The organism is Brenneria alni (genome assembly GCF_003666245.1).
In the GTDB taxonomy this organism is placed as follows: Bacteria; Pseudomonadota; Gammaproteobacteria; order Enterobacterales; family Enterobacteriaceae; genus Brenneria; species Brenneria alni.
The window spans coordinates 47,685-67,304 of record NZ_MJLZ01000011.1; the positions used below are offsets into that span (position 1 = coordinate 47,685).

Genomic DNA, 19,620 nt, shown 5'->3' on the forward strand with positions numbered 1-19,620 from the left:
GAGTGGTTAATATCAGTGTTATTAACAGGGTCGCTGCCCGCCCTTAGTTTTTGATGATCAATTTATGTGTAATTAACTTATGGGAAAGGTATGAAAAAATTAATTCCGGCCATGCTGGCCACATTGGCGCTTTCATTCTCTTTTGCTGCGGCTGCCGAATATAAGGATGGCACTTATACGGGTAAAGCACCGGGAAAAGAGGGTGAAGTTGAAGTTTCTGTGATTATCGAAGGAGGGAAAATCACCAACGCGGAAGTGGTCAGCCACGAAGACACCGAAGCATTGATGATGGGGGTCATTGATAACGTGGTGCCTGAATTGATTGAAACACAGGATCCTGACAAGGTGGATGCGGTAACGGGGGCCACCATGTCCAGTCAGGGAGTGATTAACGCCGTGAAACAGGCGTTGGAGCAAGCCAAAAAATAAGTGGTAAATACTCGCGCCAACCCGCCAGTCCGTGATGGGAAATTATCACAGACTGGCGCTGCGTGAAGACTTACTGCCGGAATATTGCGGTATCATCATTCGTCTGCTGAATCAAAAGGGTAAAGCGCAGGTTAATTGCCGTTAACTGGTGGAAACCAAAAGGTTTGTTAAACTTTGACACAAAGCTTTTTCTGCTGTGCGAGTGCGTGGTGATTGACGGTAAATTATAATGCGCCCGCCTATATCTTTTTTATTTAACAGGATACTGTTTAAGTTATTGAATAATGAGTAAAAAATTTAAAATATTTTTACCTGGACTGTTGCTGTTGTCAGCACATGCGTTGCTCACCCCTCAGGTAGTGGCGAAAGAGCCTGCTAAATCAGCGATTGGCGCACATCAGGAAATTGCTTCCGGTAGTGCGATGGTGGTGGATTTACGTGATGACCAGATTCTTTATTCCAGTAACCCGGATGTGATTGTCCCTATTGCGTCCGTGACCAAACTGATGACGGCGCTGGTGGTGCTGGATGCCAACCAGCCATTGGATGAAGTGATCTCCGTAGATATTAGCCAGACGGAAGAAATGAAAGGTGTTTATTCCCGGGTACGACTGAACAGTGAAATCAGCCGTCGCGATATGTTGCTATTGGCGTTAATGTCATCGGAAAACCGTGCCGCCGCCAGCCTTGCCCACCATTATCCCGGCGGTTATCAGGCGTTTATTGCCGCCATGAATGCTAAAGCCCGCTCATTGGGAATGACGCATACACGTTATGTTGAACCTACCGGGTTGTCGATTAACAACGTATCGACCGCACGCGATCTGACTAAGCTGCTCATTGCCAGCAAACAGTATCCATTACTCAGCCAACTCAGCACCACGCATGAGAAAATGGCAACGTTTTCCCGTCCGGTCTACAGCTTGCCGTTCCGTAACACCAATCATCTGGTTTATAAGCCTGACTGGAATATTCAATTGACCAAAACCGGTTTTACTAATCAGGCCGGGCACTGTCTGGTGATGCGTACCGTGATTAATCAGCGCCCGGTGGCGCTGGTGGTGCTGGATGCGTTTGGCAAATATACCCACTTTGCCGATGCCAATCGCCTGCGCAAGTGGATGGAAACCGGTAAAGTCAGCGCGGTTCCTGCCGCTGCGTTAAGCTACAAAAAACAAAAGGCGCTGGCTTCGCGGCAACCGCAACGCATGGCGAGCCTGGATATAGAGTAACTCTTTAAATCTAAAGAATGTCTATTCTGCGCAACGCATCGCATTATTCTTGCAGTTTTCATTCAATGAAATGTAAATAAATACACTATGATTATGCGCTGTGTATTCGAGTATGTTGGCGTTGTCGGTGGAGATCGGATTATACGTCTTCACCCTGCCGGATTTTATGGCGCTTTGGCTGACTTATCTTCAACCCTGTGCTGTGCTTCAGTGATCAGTACTGATGCCAGGACTGATGGGATCGATATAAAGAATGAAATGGCTTACTTCACTGACTATTGCAATTGGACTTGCCTGTAACCCGGTATCCGCTCAGGAAATAACCTCTGCGCCACTATCTGTTACACCGTCACACCAGCAACGTGATGTTTTTATCTCTGATTTAATGAAAAAAATGACGCTGAACGAAAAAATCGGGCAGCTCAGGCTTATCAGTGTCGGATCGGATAATCCGAAAGAGGCCATTCGTGAGATGATCAGGAATGGTCAGGTCGGGGCAATTTTTAATACGGTAACGCGGCCTGACATCCGGGCGATGCAGGATCAGGTGATGCAACTTAGCCGCCTGAAAATCCCTTTATTTTTTGCTTACGATGTGGTGCATGGCCAGCGCACCATTTTCCCTATCGCACTGGGGCTGGCATCCAGTTGGGATATGGACGCCATCGCCTTGAGCGGACGTATTGCCGCCTATGAAGCCACGGAAGACGGCCTGAATATGACCTGGGCGCCGATGGTTGATATTACTCGTGACCCACGCTGGGGGCGGGTGTCTGAAGGCTTTGGCGAAGATACCTGGTTAACCGGTAAAATAGCCGGTGTGATGGTAAACGCGTTACAGGGTGACGACGTTACGGCGCGTCACTCATTGATGACCAGCGTGAAACACTACGCGCTTTATGGCGCGGTGGAGGGCGGGCGTGATTACAACACGGTGGATATGAGCCCGCAGCGTATGTTTCAGGACTATATGCCGCCTTACAAAGCGGCGATTGATGCAGACAGCGGCGGGGTGATGGTGGCGCTGAACGCCATCAATGGGACGCCAGCGACGGCAAACAGTTGGTTACTGAAAGATATTCTGCGCGATCAGTGGGGGTTTACGGGCATAACCATTACCGACCACGGTGCGATTAAAGAGCTGATTAAGCATGGCGTGGCTGAAAATCCGCGCGAGGCTTCTCGTCTGGCTTTAAAATCCGGCGTCGCTATGAGCATGAGTGATGAATATTTCATCCGCTATTTGCCCGATCTGGTAAAAACAGGTGTGGTGAGCGAACGGGAGATCGATGAAGCCTGCCGTCAGGTGCTTAACGTTAAATATGACATGGGGTTGTTTCAGAACCCGTACCGTCACCTGGGGCCGGTTGGTTCCGATCCTGTCGATACCAATGCTGAGAGCCGCCTGCACCGTTTGGAAGCGCGTGATGTGGCGCGTAAAAGTCTGGTGCTGCTGAAAAACCGGCTGCAAACGCTGCCGCTGAAAAAACAAGGGACGATTGCCGTTGTCGGGCCATTGGCCGACAGCCAACGCGACACGATGGGTAGCTGGTCCGCCGCCGGTGTCTCCAGACAGACGATCACGGTTTATCAGGGCATCAGGAACGCCGTGGGCAACAACGCCACTATTCTGTATGCCAAAGGCGCAAATGTCAGTAACCATCAGGGAATTATCGATTTCCTGAATTTGTATGAAGATGCGGTTCAGGTTGATAAGCGCTCACCACAGGTGATGATTGACGAAGCGGTGCAGGCGGCGAAGCAGGCTGATGTGGTGGTGGCGGTGGTGGGGGAAGCGGCGGGTATGGCGCATGAGGCCTCAAGCCGTTCCAATATCGATCTGCCGCAAAGTCAGCGTGATCTGATTGCGGCGTTGAAAGCCACGGGCAAACCGCTGGTTCTGGTGCTGATGAATGGCCGTCCGCTGGCGCTGGTACGTGAAGATCAACAGGCGGATGCACTGCTGGAAACCTGGTTCAGCGGCACCGAAGGGGGTAATGCGATTGCGGACGTGCTGTTCGGCGACTACAACCCTTCCGGCAAGCTGCCGATGTCCTTTCCGCGATCTGTCGGTCAAATACCAATTTATTACAACTACTTACCGTCAGGCCGGCCATACACGCCGGAAAATCCAGGCAAGTACACCTCGCATTATTATGATGAAGCTAACGGGCCGCTCTATCCGTTTGGTTATGGTCTGAGCTATACCACGTTCAGCGTATCGGATGTTCGCTTATCCAGCCAGACCATGCAGCGTAACGGCACGGTGACGGCCAGCGTCACCGTCAAAAACACCGGAGAACGGGCAGGTGAAACCGTCGTGCAGATGTATTTGCATGATGTGGTGGCGTCTATCAGTCGTCCGGTGAAAGAGCTGCGTGGTTTCCAAAAAGTGATGCTGCAACCGGGCGAGTCGCATACCGTCAGTTTCCCTATTGATCAGGATGCGCTTAAATTCTACAACGCTCGTATGCAGCAGGTGGTTGAGCCAGGTAAATTCGACGTATTTATCGGTCTGGATTCACAGCGCGTGAGAAGCCAGCGTTTCACCGTGCTATAAACTAAAACAGGATCGCTGTTGGCGGTGGATTAAGCCGCCGATGGTAATCGCAAGGGGAGCAAATATGCCGTTAACGGAAGTCATTCTGGTTGATGAGAACGACAGGCCAACTGGCGTGATGGAAAAGCAGGAAGCGCATGAAAAAGGCGCAATGCACCGGGCAATAACCGTTTATATCTTTAATTCGCAGCAGCAGCTATTGCTGCAACAAAGAGCCATAGCGAAATATCACAGCGGGGGGTTATGGAGCAATACTTGCTGTAGCCATCCCGCGCCCGGAGAAGATACGCTACAGGCGGCGCACCGTCGGTTGTATCAGGAAATGGGGTTACGTTGTTCACTTACGCCCATGTTAACCCTGACTTACCGGTTGCCGTTGGATAATGGTTTGATTGAGCATGAGTTTGGGCATGTCTATTTTGGTATGACGGACGACACCCCGCAGGCTGACCCTGATGAAGTGGAAGGGTATCAGTATCAGTCACTGGAACAGATTGGGCAGCGCATGGCGGCGTCGCCAGAGGTGTTTACCTCCTGGTTCCGACTGACATTCGCACGTATTCCGGCTTGCTGGGCGCAATTTCACGCCGCACAAAACGATGGATACTCTGCCCGACGGGAGATTAACCGCCGTGCACAATAATGATATAACCGACCAGCATAACGCCGCCGATACCGCCGAGGGCACACAGGGCAAACAGCCCGATAATACCAACTTTGCTTAAATTCATCAGGTTGTCCTTTGGTTAATTGCCCCGAATTATAAAGCCTTCGGCGCCTTAAACAAGACGGGAATGGCATTCAGCGGTGAAACAGCAGGATCAGGCCGAAGAGTATCAAAATGACGCCCGCACTGCGTTCGATCAGGTTCAAATAGCGCTGAAGCCGTTTTTGTATCAACGGACGTGTAATCAGCATGGCTATCAGCAGATCCCAACCAAGTACCACTGAAAACAGCCAGCCGCCGCTGACAATCTGCTGTGTTGTGGTGACATGCTGACCGAGGATACTGGTCATCAGACTGATATAGAACAACATATTTTTGGGGTTTAGCAGAGCGGAACCCAGCCCCAGCAGAATTTGCCGGCTAACGGATGGACAGCTATTTGCTGTTTGTGCTGGCGACAACTGATGTGATTCACGGCTTTTCAACAGTTGATAACCAATCCACAGCAAATAACACGCACCGCTTAGTTCAATAAGGGTAAACAGCCGCGGTGAATGTTGTATGCCAGCCCAGCCAATTGTCGCCAGTAAAATATAAATACCATTTCCCAGCGCAATCCCCAGACAAATTCCGGCGCTGCCTCGTAAACGGTAACGGATGGCATACGCGGTTAATAAGAAGAAATCCGGGCCGGGGCTGAGTAAGGCAACAAAGTGGGCTAGCGCCAGCGCTGGAAAATTGGCAGGAAAGAGTGGACTGATGAACATAGCCGTGACCTCGAAGAATAAACGGGGTCAGTCTAGGCCGTTGATGTGGCTATTTATTGTCAAATATTGATCGAGCTTGTCGATATTGTCCGGGCGTTGCCGCCGTGTATTGCACAAAGGTTTTATGGAAGTGACTTTGATCGCAAAATCCACTCTGGTATCCGGCATCAGCCAACGTGGCGCCGTTTTTCAGTAATGTTTTGGCGTATTCAACCCGCGCGTTATTAAGAAAAGCCATCGGCGTGATACCGGTATTAACACGAAATTGCCGCACAATGGTTTCCCGCCGCAGGTTTAACTCCTCAGCTAATGTTTCCAGTGAGGGTGAACCCTGAAGATTACTTAACAAACGCTGACGCACATGGCGAGCGGTAAGCTGGGCAGGGGAAGACAATGGATTCGTAGACGGAAGGGGCAGACAATATTGTTGTAATAACGGCGTTATCAGCGTGTTCAGTGTTTGCCTGGCAGCGGTGATTTCCCTCCGATGCAGTTGACCGATCAGATGCTGATAGCGGTCAAACAGTGCCGGGTTCCGCAGAACGACACAGCGGCAGTGTAACGACGTAACCGGATAGCCGCACAAAGAAGACAGCAGTTTCAGACACCACGGCGTATCCAGATAAAGCATATGGTAGCTACGGGTTTGTCCGGGTAAGGGATTACAACTGTGAGGTTGCTGCGGATCAATAAAGATCAGATCGCCTGCCTGCAACTGGTGCTGTTCGCCACGGTAATGGCAGACCGTCGATCCCTGTTCAATCGCGCCAATGGAGAACTGTGCATGGCTGTGGGTTTTGTAGGCATGGCTGCTGTGCCAGGTCGAGCGGCTTTCAACATGCGGAAGCTGTGGTGAATACCAGTATGATTGATTGACAGTATGAACAGATGACATGGTGAACCGGCAGCTATCAAAACAGGCTATTACCCTAATCGCCAAACCGGGAAATGTCGAGCGGCGAGAGACGTTTGATATCGGCTGACGTTGCCGCCAGTCTGTGGGACAATACCCGCCAGATTGATTGAATACAGAGAATGCATGGCGCTGTCCCCCGCAATAAAACAGCAGATCGGCCAATGGTATAAGGCCCTGCAACAACAAATCCCGGATTTTATTCCCCGCATACCTCAACGACAGATGATTGCCGAAGTGGCAAAAACGCTGGCGGGTGATTATCCGCGCCATTTGGCCATCGAAGCCCCGACCGGAGTGGGCAAAACGCTCTCTTATTTGATTCCCGGTATTGCGGTTGGGCGGGCGGAAGAAAAAACGCTGGTGGTCAGCACCGCGAATGTGGCCTTGCAGGATCAAATTTTTAGTAAAGATTTACCCCTGTTGCAGACGTTTATTCCCGAACTGAAATTCACCGCCGCGTTTGGCCGTGGGCGTTATGTTTGCCCGCGAAATCTGGCGATGCTGGCGACGGATGTTGATGCGCAGGGCGATTTAACCCTGTTTCTGGGGGATGAGTTAGTCCCCTCCAATCGTGAAGAACAAGGAAAGTGCGCACGTATCGGGCAGGCCCTGCAAAATTATTCGTGGGATGGCCTGCGCGATCACTATCAGGAATCCATTGATGACGGTCTGTGGCGAAAACTCAGCACCGACAAAGCCAATTGTCTTGGACACAACTGCCATTATTTCCGGGAATGCCCGTTTTTTATTGCCCGGCGTGAGATTGAAAATGCCGATGTAGTGGTGACGAACCATGCGTTGGTCATGGCGGCAATGGAAAGTGACGCCGTGTTGCCGAACCCTAAAAACCTGCTGCTGGTGCTGGATGAAGGGCATCATATTCCCGATGTCGCCCGCGATACATTAGAAATGTCGGGTGATGTCACACCTGAACATATCACGTTGCAGTTGGAACAACTGGTTCAGCAAATTGGGCTGTGTATGGCGCAATTTGCGCCGAAGTCGCCGCCCCGGCTGGCGCACAGTGAAAGGCTGACCAGCCATTGCGAAGCGCTACGCGAATGGGTGCAGTCGTTTTCGCTAATGGGTGGGGTGTTTTTACCAACAGAGGGCAGTGAGAGCGAGTACCGTTTCCCGATGGGAAAAATGCCTGACGAGATGCGTGAAAGTTGTATCCAGTTGTTTAAACTCACCGATGGCCTACGGGCGCTAACCGAATTTATGCTCAACGATCTCAGTGAGAAAACTGGAAAACACGACGTGGTGCGTTTGCATCATGCGCTGCTGAAAATGAGCCGATTACTGGGCTATCTTGAATCGTTGAGCAAACTGTGGCGGCTGGCGGCGATGGAGCAATCTTCCAATGCGCCGGTTTCCAAATGGCTTACCCGTGATGTTCGCGATAAGCACCTGTACCTGCACTGTGCGGGCATTCGCGTATGCGACCAGCTTGAAAAATTGTTATGGAATAATGTGCCGCATGTAGTCGTGACATCGGCGACGCTACGATCGTTGAACAGTTTTTCGCGTTTACAGGAGTTGTCCGGTCTGAATGAGAAGGCCGGCGACCACTTCCTTGCCCTGAATTCTCCGTTTAATCACCGTGAACAAGGACGGCTGGTGATCCCGAAAATGCGTTATGAACCGTTGATGAAAAACGAGTCGCAGCATATTGCCGAAATGGCGCGTTTTTTTCGGGCAGAACTGCAACGCGGCAAACACCGCGGCCTGTTAATGCTGTTTGCCAGCCAACGGGCCATGCAGCTTTTTCTGACTCAGGTCACCGACCTGCGGCTGATGCTGCTGGTTCAGGGGGATAAGCCGCGCTATCGGCTGGTAGAATTACACCGTCAACGTGTACAGGAAGGACAGACCAGCGTACTTATCGGTCTTCAGTCTTTCGCGGAAGGGTTGGATCTGAAAGGGGATTTACTTTCTCAGGTGCATATCCATAAAATCGCTTTCCCACCGATTGACAGTCCGGTCATTCTTACCGAAGGCGAGTGGCTGAAGAGCCTGAAACGTCATCCGTTTGCGGTACAGAGTTTACCCAGCGCATCATTCAGCCTTATTCAGCAGGTTGGCCGCCTGATCCGCAGCCATGAATGTTTTGGTGAAATTGTTATTTATGACCGTCGCCTGCTGACCAAAGGCTATGGCGCTCAGTTGCTCGGCGCTTTACCGGTGTTCCCCATTGAAGAGCGGGACATGCCGGAGTAGGTTGGTTTCAAAATGGTTAAAATACTCAGATCGCTGACAAAGTTTGTTATTAGGGAGGGCGTAGCGGCCTAAGCCGCCGACAAATTTGCCGGGAGCAAATTTGAACAGAATTTATGCTGGCCAGCAGGGTGGGACACAAGGATGTGTCCCATCATGGCCCCTCGGGTAAGCTATGACGCATACATCTACCCGGCGTTCATCACGGTTTCCACCATGACTCCACCCCGCGCCATTTGCATTATTCAGACGAACGCAAAACGTGCTATTTTCACCGTTGAGCTATTAACGGTGTTGCGGTTAATGAAGAGGCCAGCATGGATTACACCAAAGTTATCAAAGAGGTCGGGCGCGGTAAAAATCATGCCCGAGATTTGGATCAGGAGACAGCCTATAAATTATATCGCCTGATGCTGAATGGTGATGTGCCGGAACTTGAGCTGGGTGGGTTGCTGATTGCCTTTCGCATTAAAGGGGAATCTGAAGCGGAGATGTGTGGTTTTTATCAGGCAATGGAGGAACAGGTTATTCGCCTGCGCCCACCGGCGCAGCGTCCGATGCCGGTGGTGATCCCCAGTTATAACGGTGCCAGGAAGCAGGCCAATTTAACGCCGCTGCTGGCACTTCTGCTGGCAAAACTGGATTTCCCTGTGGTGGTCCACGGGGTGAGCGAAGATCCTACCCGAGTGACCAGTGCTGAAATATTGCATCATCTTGGATTCCCGGCGGTGGACAATGCTGAACAGGCGCAACAACAGCTCGATGAGGGCCAGCCGGTTTTTATTCCTGTTTCGGTGCTGTGTCCGGCCATTGATCGGCAGTTGCAGCTACGCTGGCGCATGGGGGTGCGTAACAGCAGCCATACTCTGGCCAAAGTTGCCACGCCTTTTGCCCAGAGTGAGGCATTAAGTCTCGCCAGTGTTTCTCACCCAGAGTATGTATCCCGCGTCGGCACTTTTTTCAGGGACATTGCCGGGCGGGCATTGTTGATGCATGGCACGGAGGGAGAAGTGTATGCCAGTCCTCAGCGCTGCCCGGAAATTCACTTTATTCACCAGCAGAAAACCCAGGTTCTGCAATTGCGTCAGGATATCGTGGTGGCCCCTGATGCTTTGCCAATAGCGAAAGATGCAGTAACAACGGCACGCTGGACGGCGCAATGTCTGGCGGGGGAGATGGCACTGCCGCAGGCGATTCGTCTGCAACTGGCCTGCTGCCTGGTGGCGACCGGTGAAGCGCCTACAATGGAACAGGCCGTCGCAACCATCAGAAAACGTCTGGGTTAGAGGGGATTATGCAACAGGTTATAGATTATTTTAATGCGTTGAACCGCGATTATCTTGCAGTTCACCAAACCAAAGAAGATCTGTTCTGGCAGCTTTATATGGCAACCGGAAGTGATGAGGTAACTGCCCGGTTTTCCGCGGCGGAAAGTGCCTATAAGCGCTTTATTTCCCAGCCACAGCGACTGGTTGAATTGCGCGAACATATAACGGTGGTGGAAAATAGCCCGCTAAATGGCAGTCAGCAGGCATTACTGCATGGTTTGCAGGGGTGGTATCGGTTTTTTGACTGTAATGTGATTGAAGATCCCAGGGCGCAGGCATTGATGGATGAAATCATTGCGGCTGAAAGTGCGTTGTATGCAAAGCGTAAAGCCTATGAGATGACGCATGTGGATGCAAAAGGTGAGCGGGTAGCGGCATCGCTGGGCGAACTGCTGACCAATCAGGCGACCAATGATATAGAAGCGTACCGGCAGAGTTCACACCAGGCTCTGCGCGATCTGGAACAATGGCTGCTGCATAACGGTTTTCCTGAACTGATCGGCCTGCGTAACCGTTTTGCCCGCCAGATGGGATATCGTAACTATTTTGATTACAAGGTTAATAAAACCGAGCGAATGACCCCGGAACAGCTCTTTGCCATTCTCGATCCTTTTGAAGAGCAAACCCGGCAAGCGAATGCCCGCCGCCTGAGGGATCTGGCCGCTGAAAAAGGGCAACAGGCATTACAACCGTGGAATATTCGTTACGCCAGCGCCGGCGATGTGACGCGTCAGCTCGATCCCTATTTCCCGTTTGCTGCATCGCTTGCGCGTTGGATAAACAGTTTCAAGCGCTTGCATATTGGTTTTAACGGAGCAGAAATACAGCTCGACTTGCTGGTGCGTAAAGGCAAGTATGAGAATGGTTTTATGCACGCACCGGTTCCTCCTTTTGTTCAGCAGGGCGAATGGATCCCGGCGCGAATTAATTTCACCAGCCTGGCGAAACCAGATCAGGTCGGCAGCGGCGCCAGCGGTATAAACACCTTGTTTCATGAAGGTGGACATGCCGCGCATTTTGCTAATATCCGGCAGAATGCCCCCTGTTTCTCACAGGAGTTCCCGCCCACGTCGATGGCCTATGCGGAAACGCAATCCATGTTCTGCGACAGCCTGCTGCATGATGCCGACTGGCTTAAACGCTATGCGAAAAACGCGCAGGGAGAGGTCATCCCCGATGAATTGATCCGTGCCGATATCAGTACGCGGCAGCCGATGCGGGCGTTTAATGAACGACATATCCTGTTGGTGCCTTACTTTGAATGGGAACTCTATTCCTGGCACGACGAGCAACGCACGCCGGAGGCGATGACGAAACTGGCGCGGGATATTGAACAGCGCATTCTGGGGATCAGCGGCAGCCCGCGGCCAACACTGGCGATCCCCCATCTGCTGTCAATGGAGTCGGCCTGTTCGTATCAGGGGTATTTGCTGGCGTTAATGGCGGTAGAGCAAACGCGGCATTACTTCCTGCAACGTGACGGTTATCTGACGGACAATGCGGCGATTGGCCCCGATCTGGCGCAACATTACTGGTTGCCCGGCAATAGCGTCAGCCATGATGACACATTGCGAAGTCTGACCGGCGAAGGTTTCAATCCCGCTTATCTGGCGCAGGCATGTAATCTGACGGTGGAAGAGGCCTGGCAGCGCGCGGAAGCGTCGATGGCTCTGGCGTTGCAACGTCCTCAGCCTGCGGCTGATTTTGATTTATCCGCACGGATACGCGTGGTCGACGGTAGTCGCGTGCTAGCCGATAATGAACAGGGTGACGAGGTGATGTGCCGTGATTTTTCTGCGTTCATTGAACGGGAATACGGCATGAATGCACAGACGCAGAGATAATAAAATGGCCGTAAAACAGCTTATTCTTGCTGTCTTACGGCCGATGGATTACATCAAGGTATCAGGATACATGCTGTAAAAATTCACGTAAGCGATCGCTCGGTGGATGGGTAATCAGCGTTTCCGGATCCCCATCTTCAGCAATACGGCCTTTGTCGATAAAGATCAGACGTGAGGCGACCTTGTGCGCAAAACCCACTTCGTGGGTAACAATGACCATGGTCATTCCTTCTTCCGCCAAATCTTTCATTACCGTCAGCACTTCATGCCGTAACTCAGGATCCAGCGCCGAGGTGGGTTCATCAAACAGCATCAGTTTAGGTTTAACGGCTAATGCCCGCGCAATCGCGACACGCTGCTGCTGACCACCGGAAAGCTCAGAAGGGTAGTGATGCGCACGTTCAGACAGCCCCACTTTACTTAGCAGCCCCTGCGCCAGCTTTTCCGCTTCCGCTTTACTGGCGCCGCGAACCCGGATAGGGCCGAACGCCACGTTTTCCAATGCCGTCAGATGTGGGAACAGATAAAACTGCTGAAATACCATGCCGGCTTCCTGACGGATCAGACGCTCATCAACACGTGGATCGTTGACTTGCAGGCCATCAACAACCAGCTCGCCGCTGGTAATCTCTTCCAGTTTGTTAATACAGCGCAGCAGTGTGGATTTACCTGAACCGGAAGGGCCGATAATCACCACCACTTCACCCTGATTAATTTTCAGATCGATGTCATGTAAAACTTTCGTCTGACCAAAGTGCTTGGAAACGTTTTTAAATTCAATCATATAATCTTAAGTCTTCTTTCCAGACGACGCAGAATGAAGCTGAGTACCAGCGTGATGAACAGATAAATCACGGCTACCGCGCTCCAGATTTCCAGCGCACGGAAATTACCGGCGATGATTTCCTGACCTGAACGGGTCAGTTCCGCAACGCCAATGACAATAAACAATGACGTATCTTTGATACTGATGATCCATTGATTGCCCAGCGGCGGTAACATACGGCGCAGCGCGAGCGGCGCGATGACATAACGCAGTGTTGCGCGCCGGGATAATCCCAGCGCCAGCCCGGCTTCCCGAAAACCATTATGAATCGACAACACCGAACCGCGGGTAATTTCCGCGATGTAAGCGCCGGAGTTGATCATAATAGTGACCACCGCAGCGGCAAACGGATCAATCCGTACCGAGGTGAAAATCATCGGCAGGGCAAAGTAAATGAACATCACCTGTACAACAATTGGCGTACCACGGATGATTTCAATAAATACCAGTGCGATGCGGCTGGAAAACCAACCGCCGTAAGCGCGGGCAAAGCCCGCGAGAACACCGATAACCAAGCCGCCAAGCAGACCCAATACTGAGATCAGCAGGGTCATTTTTGCCCCTTCTAACAAAAGGGGCAGAGAAGGCCAGATGGCGCTCCAATCAAACTGCATGAAATATCTCCAGATTAAATCGGCAATTACTTAGGTTCTACACCAAACCACTTTTTGTAGATCTCAGCATAAGTGCCGTTTTCTTGCAGTGTTTTCAGCGCGCCGTTGACTTTGTCACGCAAGTCGCTGCCTTTCGGGAAAGCAATACCGTATTGCTGTGCCTTAATCGAGTCGCCTACGGCTTTGAACTGACCATTACCGGCAGTTTTAATGAAGTAAAGAATGTTCGGCGTATCGTGCAGCACGGCGTCCGCCCGATTAGTCCCTAATTCCATATAGGCATTATCAATATTCGGGAATTGGCGCAGATCTTTGGTCTTAATATTCGCTTTGGCGTAATCAACTGAACCGGTGCCGCTTTTTACTGCAACCACTTTCCCGGCAAGATCTTTCTCACCCTTAATGTCGTTGTTATCGGCTTTCACCATAACCAACAGGCCGCTATTGTAATAACCCTCAGAGAAATCAATTGCTTTTTTACGCTCGTCGGTGATGGTGATGCCTGCCAACGCCAGATCCACATTGCGGGTTTGCAATGCAGGAATGATGCCGCTGAAGTCCATAGGCTTCAGGGTATAGGTCACATTGAGTTGTTTGGCGATGGCATCCCAGAGATCAATGTCAAAACCGACGTATTTGTCACCCTGTTTGAATTCAAAGGGAACGAAAGCGGTGTCAGTGGCGACAATCAGTTCTTTCTCTGCGGCGTAGCTGGAAATGCTCATGGCCAGCGTCAATGCGGCCAAAGAGGCTTTCAGTAGTGATTTCATCAAATCCTTCCTATTGTACCAGTTGTGGGAAGCCTTTTGTTTTACAGGCTATATCAATATTAGTAAGAAATAAAAAACCTGTTAAAACATTAGGTTAGTTACCAAGTATTTTACTTAACCTGTTGTTTTTATGTAATTACCGCGCCGACACTATGGATTAACTCCACTGTCATAAAGCAAGGCGCAGCTATGATTAACTAATTTATGCAGGTGAAACAACTGTTGATTGGCGTTATGCCGAATTATTACGAGTAAGCGCTAATTTTTTGAGCACTGCGACTGAAAGAATGAAAAGTTAGTGTCCGGTATGCTTATAGAGTTAGCAGGATAGGGAAAAGATTGATTTCAAATGAAGAGAAAGCGGAATAAAGGGCTGCAATAAGCAGCCCTTATAGCCATTTACTCAATATTGGATTCGATAAACCACAGGAATTTATCCAGATCGCGTGATGCGGCCGTCAGGATATCGGCAGTATCTTCATCCTCAGTTTTGCTGATGCCTTTACGAACCGCGTTAGCAACAACGGCATAACGTTCAGCCAGTGCTTTAAGGTGATCTTGTACGCTGTGAATATTGGTAGGATAGCTTTTTAGTGAGGTTTTTTCATTCACCAACTGTACTGTACCCAGCGCTACGCCGCCTAGCTGAACAACACGCTCTGCCAGCGTGTCCTGATGATCGGTGATGGCTGTGCGAAAGCCGTCAAGCATTTCATGGACGGCAATAAAGTTAGCGCCACGCATGTTCCAGTGCGCCTGTTTTGTTATCAGAGATAGATCAATCAAGTCCACTACCAGCTGACTTAACAGCTTGATAGTAGAGGTTTTAACTTCGTCATCCAAATTGTTACGCGTGTAGATAAGATCGGAAGATGCGGAGTTTACCAGTTTAGCGGTGCGCATAATATTGTCCTCTTTATTTAATTTTTCATAATCTTGCTATTCAACGTCACTAATTATAGCAGTAATAAAGCAACGTATTGAAAATAATTACCGATTGAATAAATAGTTATAGCATATTAAAAATAACCTTTATTATCAGGAGTTTTATACAAAATGATAATTATTCTTATTTATAAAAATTGAATATTATTTTCTTTCAGATATAAACACATGTTTTATCAATATTCTCCCTCCCCCCGGAAACGGATACGTTTGGGCGCCACTTTCGGGGGAATCAGCTATCGCTGACACAGCGTAATTACTTTTTGCTCGGTCTAATGGTCAGGACTGCACCAGTAGACGCGGTAATAATAAAAATGAGCGCCACCCATTGGATGAAGGATAAATGTTCGCTGAGAAAGAGTATGCCGGAAATAGCGGCAATTGCAGGCTCCATACTCATTAGCGTACTAAATGTTCTGGTCGGCAAGCGAGTTAACGCGATCATATCGAGAGAATAGGGCAGCGCTGTGGAAAGAATAGCCACGGCAATGCCGAGTGGTAATACAGTGGATGAAAATAACGTAGTACCGGAATAGATCAAACCGACAGGGCAAAATATCACCGCTGCAATGAATGAACCAATAGCAACTGTTCCAGGGCCATGATTAGCGCCTGCTTTTTGTCCGAAAAGAATATATAGCGCCCAAAACCCCCCTGCACCAAAGGCATACATTGCACCAGGTATATCGACATTGCTGATATTATGTCCAAGGGGTAATAGGAGCCACAATCCCAGAACAGCCAGAATAACCCACAAAAAATCAATCACTTTTCGTGATGACAACATGGCGACTGCCAGTGGGCCGGTAAATTCAAGGGCAACGGAAATACCCAGCGGCACAGTGCGCAGTGAGAGGTAAAATAAAAAATTCATTCCCCCCAGCGTGATGCCATAAATTATCAGCGGTAAGCGGTTGCTGCCAAAACGCATACGCCACGGTTTAAAAATGATACAGAGGATTAACGTACCAATGCCCAGACGTAAAGCGGTCACGCCAGAGGCGCCGACCAGTGGAAACAGGCTCTTAGCTAGCGCAGCGCCGCTTTGAATCGATATCATCGACACGATAATGAGCAACACGGGAAGTAACATTGATATACGTGGAGAAGATAAGGTCATTCTTTCGGCCTTAAATGAAATGAGAAAGAACGGCTGCTATCAAAGCCCAGTTCCACCAGGATGACCAATTGTAAAGGATTTGTCCCGTTTTCGCTTACTTTTATTGACTTTTATTTACGTTATATTGAGTTGATTTATATCTCGTCTAAATAGCTTGTGTGCAAACTGAACAGAGAATTAAGAATTTTCTGTTTTATAGGTTTTTTTTGAATTAATTTTTATTCGTGCTGTCTGCTGATAAAAGTTAATGTAATTAGTAAAATGGCGTCATTTGAAAATGTTTGTTACATCTAAAATGTAATTGATAAATATTTACCAGGCGGCAAGTTCACTCTTTTTTTGTTATATTTATGGCGTTAGGTATCTTTCCATAAGATGAATTCGAGGCTGTATATATGAAAAAAATCGCGTGTCTTTCAGCACTGGCTTGTGTATTAGCCGTTAGCGCAGGTTCCGCACTGGCTGGTCAAAGTACTGTATCGGCAGGTTATGCCCAGGGTGATGCTCAGGGTGTGGCCAACAAAGTTAAAGGCTTTAACCTGAAATACCGTTATGAGTGGGATAACAGCCCGCTGGGTGCTATTGGTTCTTTCACTTATTTGGAAAAAACCGGTACTAACGACGGTTTCTACAATAAAGGCCAATATATGGGGTTCACCGCAGGGCCAGCTTATCGTTTAACTGACTGGGCAAGCATTTACGGTGTGATTGGTTTTAGTCACGGAAAACTGACCAGTAATGCAACTAACGGTGCTGATAACAATCGTAACGACGATTATGGCTTCACTTATGGTGCTGGTCTGCAATTCAACCCGATCCAGGATGTTGCTCTGGATGTGGGTTACGAACAAAGCCGTATTCGCAGTGTTGACGTAGGTACCTGGGCTGTTGGCGTGGGTTACCGTTTCTAATTTAGTGCGTGAGGTATTATCCCTCAAGTCTGGTTATTGGTTTTGTTAATGAAATCCGCCTTTAGAGGCGGATTTTTATGATGGACTTCCAGCCGAACAATGCTGGGGATGATAGCGCCAAAGCCAGCGTCCGCTTACCATTCGGCGGTAGAAAATCACACTGCGGAAAATCCAGTCAAAGAACATCCCCATCCACACGCCAATAACACCAAACCCAAGCATAACGCCAAGAATATATCCGGCAATAATACGACATCCCCACATTCCCGCCACCGCCACCCACATGGTGTAGCTGGCGTCTTTTGCGCCTTTCAACCCGGCTGGCAGCACCCATGATGCCGCCCAGAAAGGCGTAAAGAGTGCATTGAGCCAAATGAGGTGTTTAACCACTGCAATGACTTCTGGCTCATTGGTGTAGAACGATGCCAAAAATTCCGCGCTGGGGATGGATAGTACGGCAAGGAAGCATAAACCAATGTTTGAAAGCCAGAAAATGTAATTTCTTTTAATGCATGTTCGTCAAAATCCAGAAAATACGACATTAAAGATCATCCAACGTCACACGTACTGGCTTGGGATTGCGAAGGCGTTCACGGACAATTTCAACCAATTCAGCATCTTCATCACTAAGTAACGTCTGTTTAAAAGGAAGGCGTTCATTTTCAGCAATGTATTCCAGTGTAAGGCGCAATGCTTCAGAAGGTGTCACTCCCAATTTTTCGAGCGCTGCGTAGGAACGTGTTTTAAGATCATCATCGATACGGAGATTAATGCTACCCATCACTTTTACCTTTGTAGTTACGTTTGTCTTTACGTAGTGTCGCGCTTTTTTTATTTAGTTGCAAGGGAAGAGAGCATCCTTGCTTATAATAGGAAAAGGCAACTAGGGGCTATCCGGTGTACGCTAGGCCACACCGTCCACGGTCAGTAGAGTCAGGTCACATTGTAGTCCCTCCGGTTTTTAGTACCACCGCCAATGAGGATCTCCGGCCAGTTTTTGCCGCGCATAGATAACGGGTGGCATATCACCCAGTGAGCTATGCCGACGTTCTTCGTTATATTCTGCACGCCAGTCTTCTGTTAGCACGCGGACTTCTGACAGTATTCTGAACAGATACATATCGAGTATTTCTGTTCGTAGCGTTTTGTTAAATCGCTCAATACATCCGTTCTGCATCGGCTTGCCTGGCTGAATAAAATCGAGTATCACGCCGTGCAATTCTGCCCATTCGGCTAAAGCAGCGGCAGTGAGTTCTGGCCCATTGTTGCCGCGTATAAATGCCGGACAGCGGAATAACATGCTCACGGCGCATCTTCATGCGGCCGGCGGGGATCGTCCAGGTTTTCTCTGTGAGATTTATTTCGCTCCAGCGGGTTTCTGCGGCTTCGGCGGGGCGGGTAACAGTCAGTAGCTGCCATTCAATCAATAAACGGGTCTGTAACTCAATGCTGGCGACCGATAGCGTTTTCATCAAGCCAGGTAATGCCTCTGGCCGGATGGTCGGCATATGGGTTTTAACCGGTGTCTGAAACGCTTTGCGGATCTTGGCGGCGGGGTTGGCGGGAATCAGCCCGGAGTTAACCGCGTAACCCATTACCTCGTTAATTCGCTGGCTTACCCGTTTGACGGTTTCCAGTTTGCCGCTGGCCTGTATCGGCTCCAGCGCGGTGATGAAGTGACGAGCGGTAAGCTGGGTAATAGGTGAGGTTCCAATGAACGGGAACACGTATTTTTCCAGCGAACGCCAGATATCTTTAATGGTGTTCTCGGCCAGAGGTTGAGATTTTTTCACTTCGTACCAGTCGGCGGAAACTTTGGCGAACGTGTTCAGGTTGATGGCTTGCTCTTGTTCGCGCTGCTGTTGCTGGTGGAATTGCGGATCAATACTTTTTTCTAAGAGCGTTTTGGCTGCTTCCCGCATTTGCCTGGCATCAGCCAAAGAGATTGCCGGATAGCTGCCAAATGTCAGCGTAGTGCGTTTTTTGGTTTGTGGATGGTAATAGCGAAAACGCCATGTCTTTGTGCCGGAAGGTTTGACGAACAATAGCAGACCGCCACCATCATGCAGTGACAATTCTTTGTCTAGTGCTTTAGCGGCTTTGACTTCCGTATTGGTGAGGGGCTTTGCCTGGATTGCCATGATCGTTACCTTTGGGACTACGGTTTTATGGGACTACGTTGATTTAGTCCCAAATGTAGTCCCAAACTTTCCGGCTGTAAACGGGATATCCCGATAGATAACAGGCAACAAAAAACCCGCAAACTCAGTGAGAATGCGGGTTTCTGTGGGGTTTCCGGTAGTAAACGATACTTACCGAATATGTATTTGGTCGGCACGAGAGGATTTGAACCTCCGACCCCCGACACCCCATGACGGTGCGCTACCAGGCTGCGCTACGTGCCGATGCTGTGGGCGCTTATACTACCTTTTCCTGACCTTATTGCAATAGCCAGATGAAACGACTGCTTTAGA

General features: G+C 49.6%; 17 protein-coding genes, 1 tRNA gene and 3 pseudogenes. 8 read left to right on the forward strand and 13 right to left on the reverse strand.

The genetic code is table 11. The features are described 5' to 3' along the window. Positions 1-90: 90 nt before the first annotated feature. From BIY29_RS07055 to idi, 4 genes are all read left to right on the forward strand, one after another. On the forward strand, positions 91-429 hold the full coding sequence (locus BIY29_RS07055; RefSeq protein ID WP_121574443.1) for an FMN-binding protein: 339 nt from the start codon (positions 91-93) through the stop codon (positions 427-429). Positions 430-713: 284 nt separating this feature from the next. After that, complete coding sequence (gene pbpG, locus BIY29_RS07060; RefSeq protein WP_121574444.1) at positions 714-1,661, forward strand: D-alanyl-D-alanine endopeptidase; 948 nt, start codon at positions 714-716, stop codon at positions 1,659-1,661. Positions 1,662-1,914: 253 nt separating this feature from the next. Beyond that, entirely contained in the window at positions 1,915-4,221 is a 2,307-nt protein-coding gene (gene bglX, locus BIY29_RS07065; protein ID WP_121574445.1) for a beta-glucosidase BglX, read from the forward strand. A 64-nt stretch (positions 4,222-4,285) separates the two neighbouring features. After that, positions 4,286-4,864, forward strand: a complete 579-nt coding sequence (gene idi, locus BIY29_RS07070) for an isopentenyl-diphosphate Delta-isomerase (RefSeq protein ID WP_121574446.1) — start codon at positions 4,286-4,288, stop codon at positions 4,862-4,864. On the opposite strand, the gene BIY29_RS20550 is transcribed toward idi, so the two are convergent. From BIY29_RS20550 to BIY29_RS07080, 3 genes are all read right to left on the reverse strand, one after another. Beyond that, positions 4,845-4,952 carry a hypothetical protein gene (locus BIY29_RS20550; RefSeq protein ID WP_240630011.1) on the reverse strand — a complete coding sequence of 36 codons (108 nt, stop codon included), beginning with the start codon at positions 4,950-4,952 and terminating at the stop codon, positions 4,845-4,847. The two genes, idi and BIY29_RS20550, sit on opposite strands and share 20 nt — an antisense overlap. Before the next feature lie 70 nt (positions 4,953-5,022). Beyond that, on the reverse strand, positions 5,023-5,655 hold the full coding sequence (locus BIY29_RS07075; protein ID WP_121574447.1) for a LysE family translocator: 633 nt from the start codon (positions 5,653-5,655) through the stop codon (positions 5,023-5,025). Positions 5,656-5,704: 49 nt separating this feature from the next. Further along, positions 5,705-6,550 carry an AraC family transcriptional regulator gene (locus tag BIY29_RS07080; RefSeq protein ID WP_121574448.1) on the reverse strand — a complete coding sequence of 282 codons (846 nt, stop codon included), beginning with the start codon at positions 6,548-6,550 and terminating at the stop codon, positions 5,705-5,707. A 144-nt stretch (positions 6,551-6,694) separates the two neighbouring features. Between BIY29_RS07080 and dinG the strand changes: the two genes are divergently transcribed. The 3 genes from dinG (at position 6,695) to BIY29_RS07095 (ending at position 11,960) form a co-directional block, all read left to right on the forward strand. Continuing rightward, on the forward strand, positions 6,695-8,791 hold the full coding sequence (gene dinG, locus BIY29_RS07085) for an ATP-dependent DNA helicase DinG (protein WP_121574449.1): 2,097 nt from the start codon (positions 6,695-6,697) through the stop codon (positions 8,789-8,791). A gap of 314 nt (positions 8,792-9,105) precedes the next feature. Next, a complete protein-coding gene (gene ybiB / locus BIY29_RS07090) occupies positions 9,106-10,074 on the forward strand; it encodes a DNA-binding protein YbiB (protein WP_121574450.1) in 969 nt (322 codons plus the stop codon). An 8-nt stretch (positions 10,075-10,082) separates the two neighbouring features. Next, positions 10,083-11,960 carry a M3 family metallopeptidase gene (locus tag BIY29_RS07095; protein WP_121574451.1) on the forward strand — a complete coding sequence of 626 codons (1,878 nt, stop codon included), beginning with the start codon at positions 10,083-10,085 and terminating at the stop codon, positions 11,958-11,960. A gap of 61 nt (positions 11,961-12,021) precedes the next feature. Here BIY29_RS07095 and glnQ read toward each other — a convergent pair whose 3' ends face one another. The 5 genes from glnQ to rhtA form a co-directional block, all read right to left on the reverse strand. Beyond that, positions 12,022-12,744 carry a glutamine ABC transporter ATP-binding protein GlnQ gene (gene glnQ / locus BIY29_RS07100; RefSeq protein ID WP_121574452.1) on the reverse strand — a complete coding sequence of 241 codons (723 nt, stop codon included), beginning with the start codon at positions 12,742-12,744 and terminating at the stop codon, positions 12,022-12,024. After that, a complete protein-coding gene (gene glnP, locus BIY29_RS07105; RefSeq protein ID WP_121574453.1) occupies positions 12,741-13,400 on the reverse strand; it encodes a glutamine ABC transporter permease GlnP in 660 nt (219 codons plus the stop codon). The genes glnQ and glnP overlap by 4 nt, the downstream gene beginning before the upstream one ends. A gap of 26 nt (positions 13,401-13,426) precedes the next feature. Beyond that, a complete protein-coding gene (glnH, locus tag BIY29_RS07110; RefSeq protein WP_121574454.1) occupies positions 13,427-14,170 on the reverse strand; it encodes a glutamine ABC transporter substrate-binding protein GlnH in 744 nt (247 codons plus the stop codon). A gap of 399 nt (positions 14,171-14,569) precedes the next feature. Further along, positions 14,570-15,073, reverse strand: coding sequence for a DNA starvation/stationary phase protection protein Dps (gene dps / locus BIY29_RS07115; RefSeq protein WP_121574455.1), 504 nt, complete (start codon positions 15,071-15,073; stop codon positions 14,570-14,572). Positions 15,074-15,371: 298 nt separating this feature from the next. Next, positions 15,372-16,235, reverse strand: coding sequence for a threonine/homoserine exporter RhtA (gene rhtA, locus BIY29_RS07120; RefSeq protein WP_121574456.1), 864 nt, complete (start codon positions 16,233-16,235; stop codon positions 15,372-15,374). 395 nt (positions 16,236-16,630) lie between these two features. Between rhtA and ompX the strand changes: the two genes are divergently transcribed. After that, positions 16,631-17,146 carry an outer membrane protein OmpX gene (gene ompX / locus BIY29_RS07125; RefSeq protein WP_121574457.1) on the forward strand — a complete coding sequence of 172 codons (516 nt, stop codon included), beginning with the start codon at positions 16,631-16,633 and terminating at the stop codon, positions 17,144-17,146. A 75-nt stretch (positions 17,147-17,221) separates the two neighbouring features. Here ompX and BIY29_RS07130 read toward each other — a convergent pair. The 5 genes and pseudogenes from BIY29_RS07130 to BIY29_RS07150 all read right to left on the reverse strand — a co-directional run. Then, positions 17,222-17,644 (reverse strand): annotated as a pseudogene (locus tag BIY29_RS07130) (MATE family efflux transporter); the annotation flags it as partial. Positions 17,645-17,687: 43 nt separating this feature from the next. Continuing rightward, entirely contained in the window at positions 17,688-17,927 is a 240-nt protein-coding gene (locus BIY29_RS07135; RefSeq protein ID WP_113869790.1) for a type II toxin-antitoxin system RelB/DinJ family antitoxin, read from the reverse strand. 180 nt (positions 17,928-18,107) lie between these two features. After that, a pseudogene (locus tag BIY29_RS07140) lies at positions 18,108-18,431 on the reverse strand (integrase core domain-containing protein); the annotation flags it as partial. A 1-nt stretch (position 18,432) separates the two neighbouring features. After that, positions 18,433-19,287, reverse strand: a pseudogene (locus BIY29_RS07145) (phage integrase central domain-containing protein); the annotation flags it as partial. Positions 19,288-19,474: 187 nt separating this feature from the next. After that, positions 19,475-19,551 (reverse strand) — tRNA-Pro (locus tag BIY29_RS07150). Between the last annotated feature and the right edge of the window lie 69 nt (positions 19,552-19,620).

Coding starts and splice junctions, on each gene's coding strand:
- glnQ (WP_121574452.1), bottom strand. CDS start 12,744: ATGATTGAATTTAAAAACGTTTCCAAGCACTTTGGTCAGACGAAAGTT.
- BIY29_RS07095 (WP_121574451.1), top strand. CDS start 10,083: ATGCAACAGGTTATAGATTATTTTAATGCGTTGAACCGCGATTATCTT.
- BIY29_RS07055 (WP_121574443.1), top strand. CDS start 91: ATGAAAAAATTAATTCCGGCCATGCTGGCCACATTGGCGCTTTCATTC.
- idi (WP_121574446.1), top strand. CDS start 4,286: ATGCCGTTAACGGAAGTCATTCTGGTTGATGAGAACGACAGGCCAACT.
- rhtA (WP_121574456.1), bottom strand. CDS start 16,235: ATGACCTTATCTTCTCCACGTATATCAATGTTACTTCCCGTGTTGCTC.
- BIY29_RS07075 (WP_121574447.1), bottom strand. CDS start 5,655: ATGTTCATCAGTCCACTCTTTCCTGCCAATTTTCCAGCGCTGGCGCTA.
- dinG (WP_121574449.1), top strand. CDS start 6,695: ATGGCGCTGTCCCCCGCAATAAAACAGCAGATCGGCCAATGGTATAAG.
- ompX (WP_121574457.1), top strand. CDS start 16,631: ATGAAAAAAATCGCGTGTCTTTCAGCACTGGCTTGTGTATTAGCCGTT.
- BIY29_RS07080 (WP_121574448.1), bottom strand. CDS start 6,550: ATGTCATCTGTTCATACTGTCAATCAATCATACTGGTATTCACCACAG.
- ybiB (WP_121574450.1), top strand. CDS start 9,106: ATGGATTACACCAAAGTTATCAAAGAGGTCGGGCGCGGTAAAAATCAT.
- glnH (WP_121574454.1), bottom strand. CDS start 14,170: ATGAAATCACTACTGAAAGCCTCTTTGGCCGCATTGACGCTGGCCATG.
- dps (WP_121574455.1), bottom strand. CDS start 15,073: ATGCGCACCGCTAAACTGGTAAACTCCGCATCTTCCGATCTTATCTAC.
- bglX (WP_121574445.1), top strand. CDS start 1,915: ATGAAATGGCTTACTTCACTGACTATTGCAATTGGACTTGCCTGTAAC.
- pbpG (WP_121574444.1), top strand. CDS start 714: ATGAGTAAAAAATTTAAAATATTTTTACCTGGACTGTTGCTGTTGTCA.
- BIY29_RS07135 (WP_113869790.1), bottom strand. CDS start 17,927: ATGGGTAGCATTAATCTCCGTATCGATGATGATCTTAAAACACGTTCC.
- glnP (WP_121574453.1), bottom strand. CDS start 13,400: ATGCAGTTTGATTGGAGCGCCATCTGGCCTTCTCTGCCCCTTTTGTTA.
- BIY29_RS20550 (WP_240630011.1), bottom strand. CDS start 4,952: ATGAATTTAAGCAAAGTTGGTATTATCGGGCTGTTTGCCCTGTGTGCC.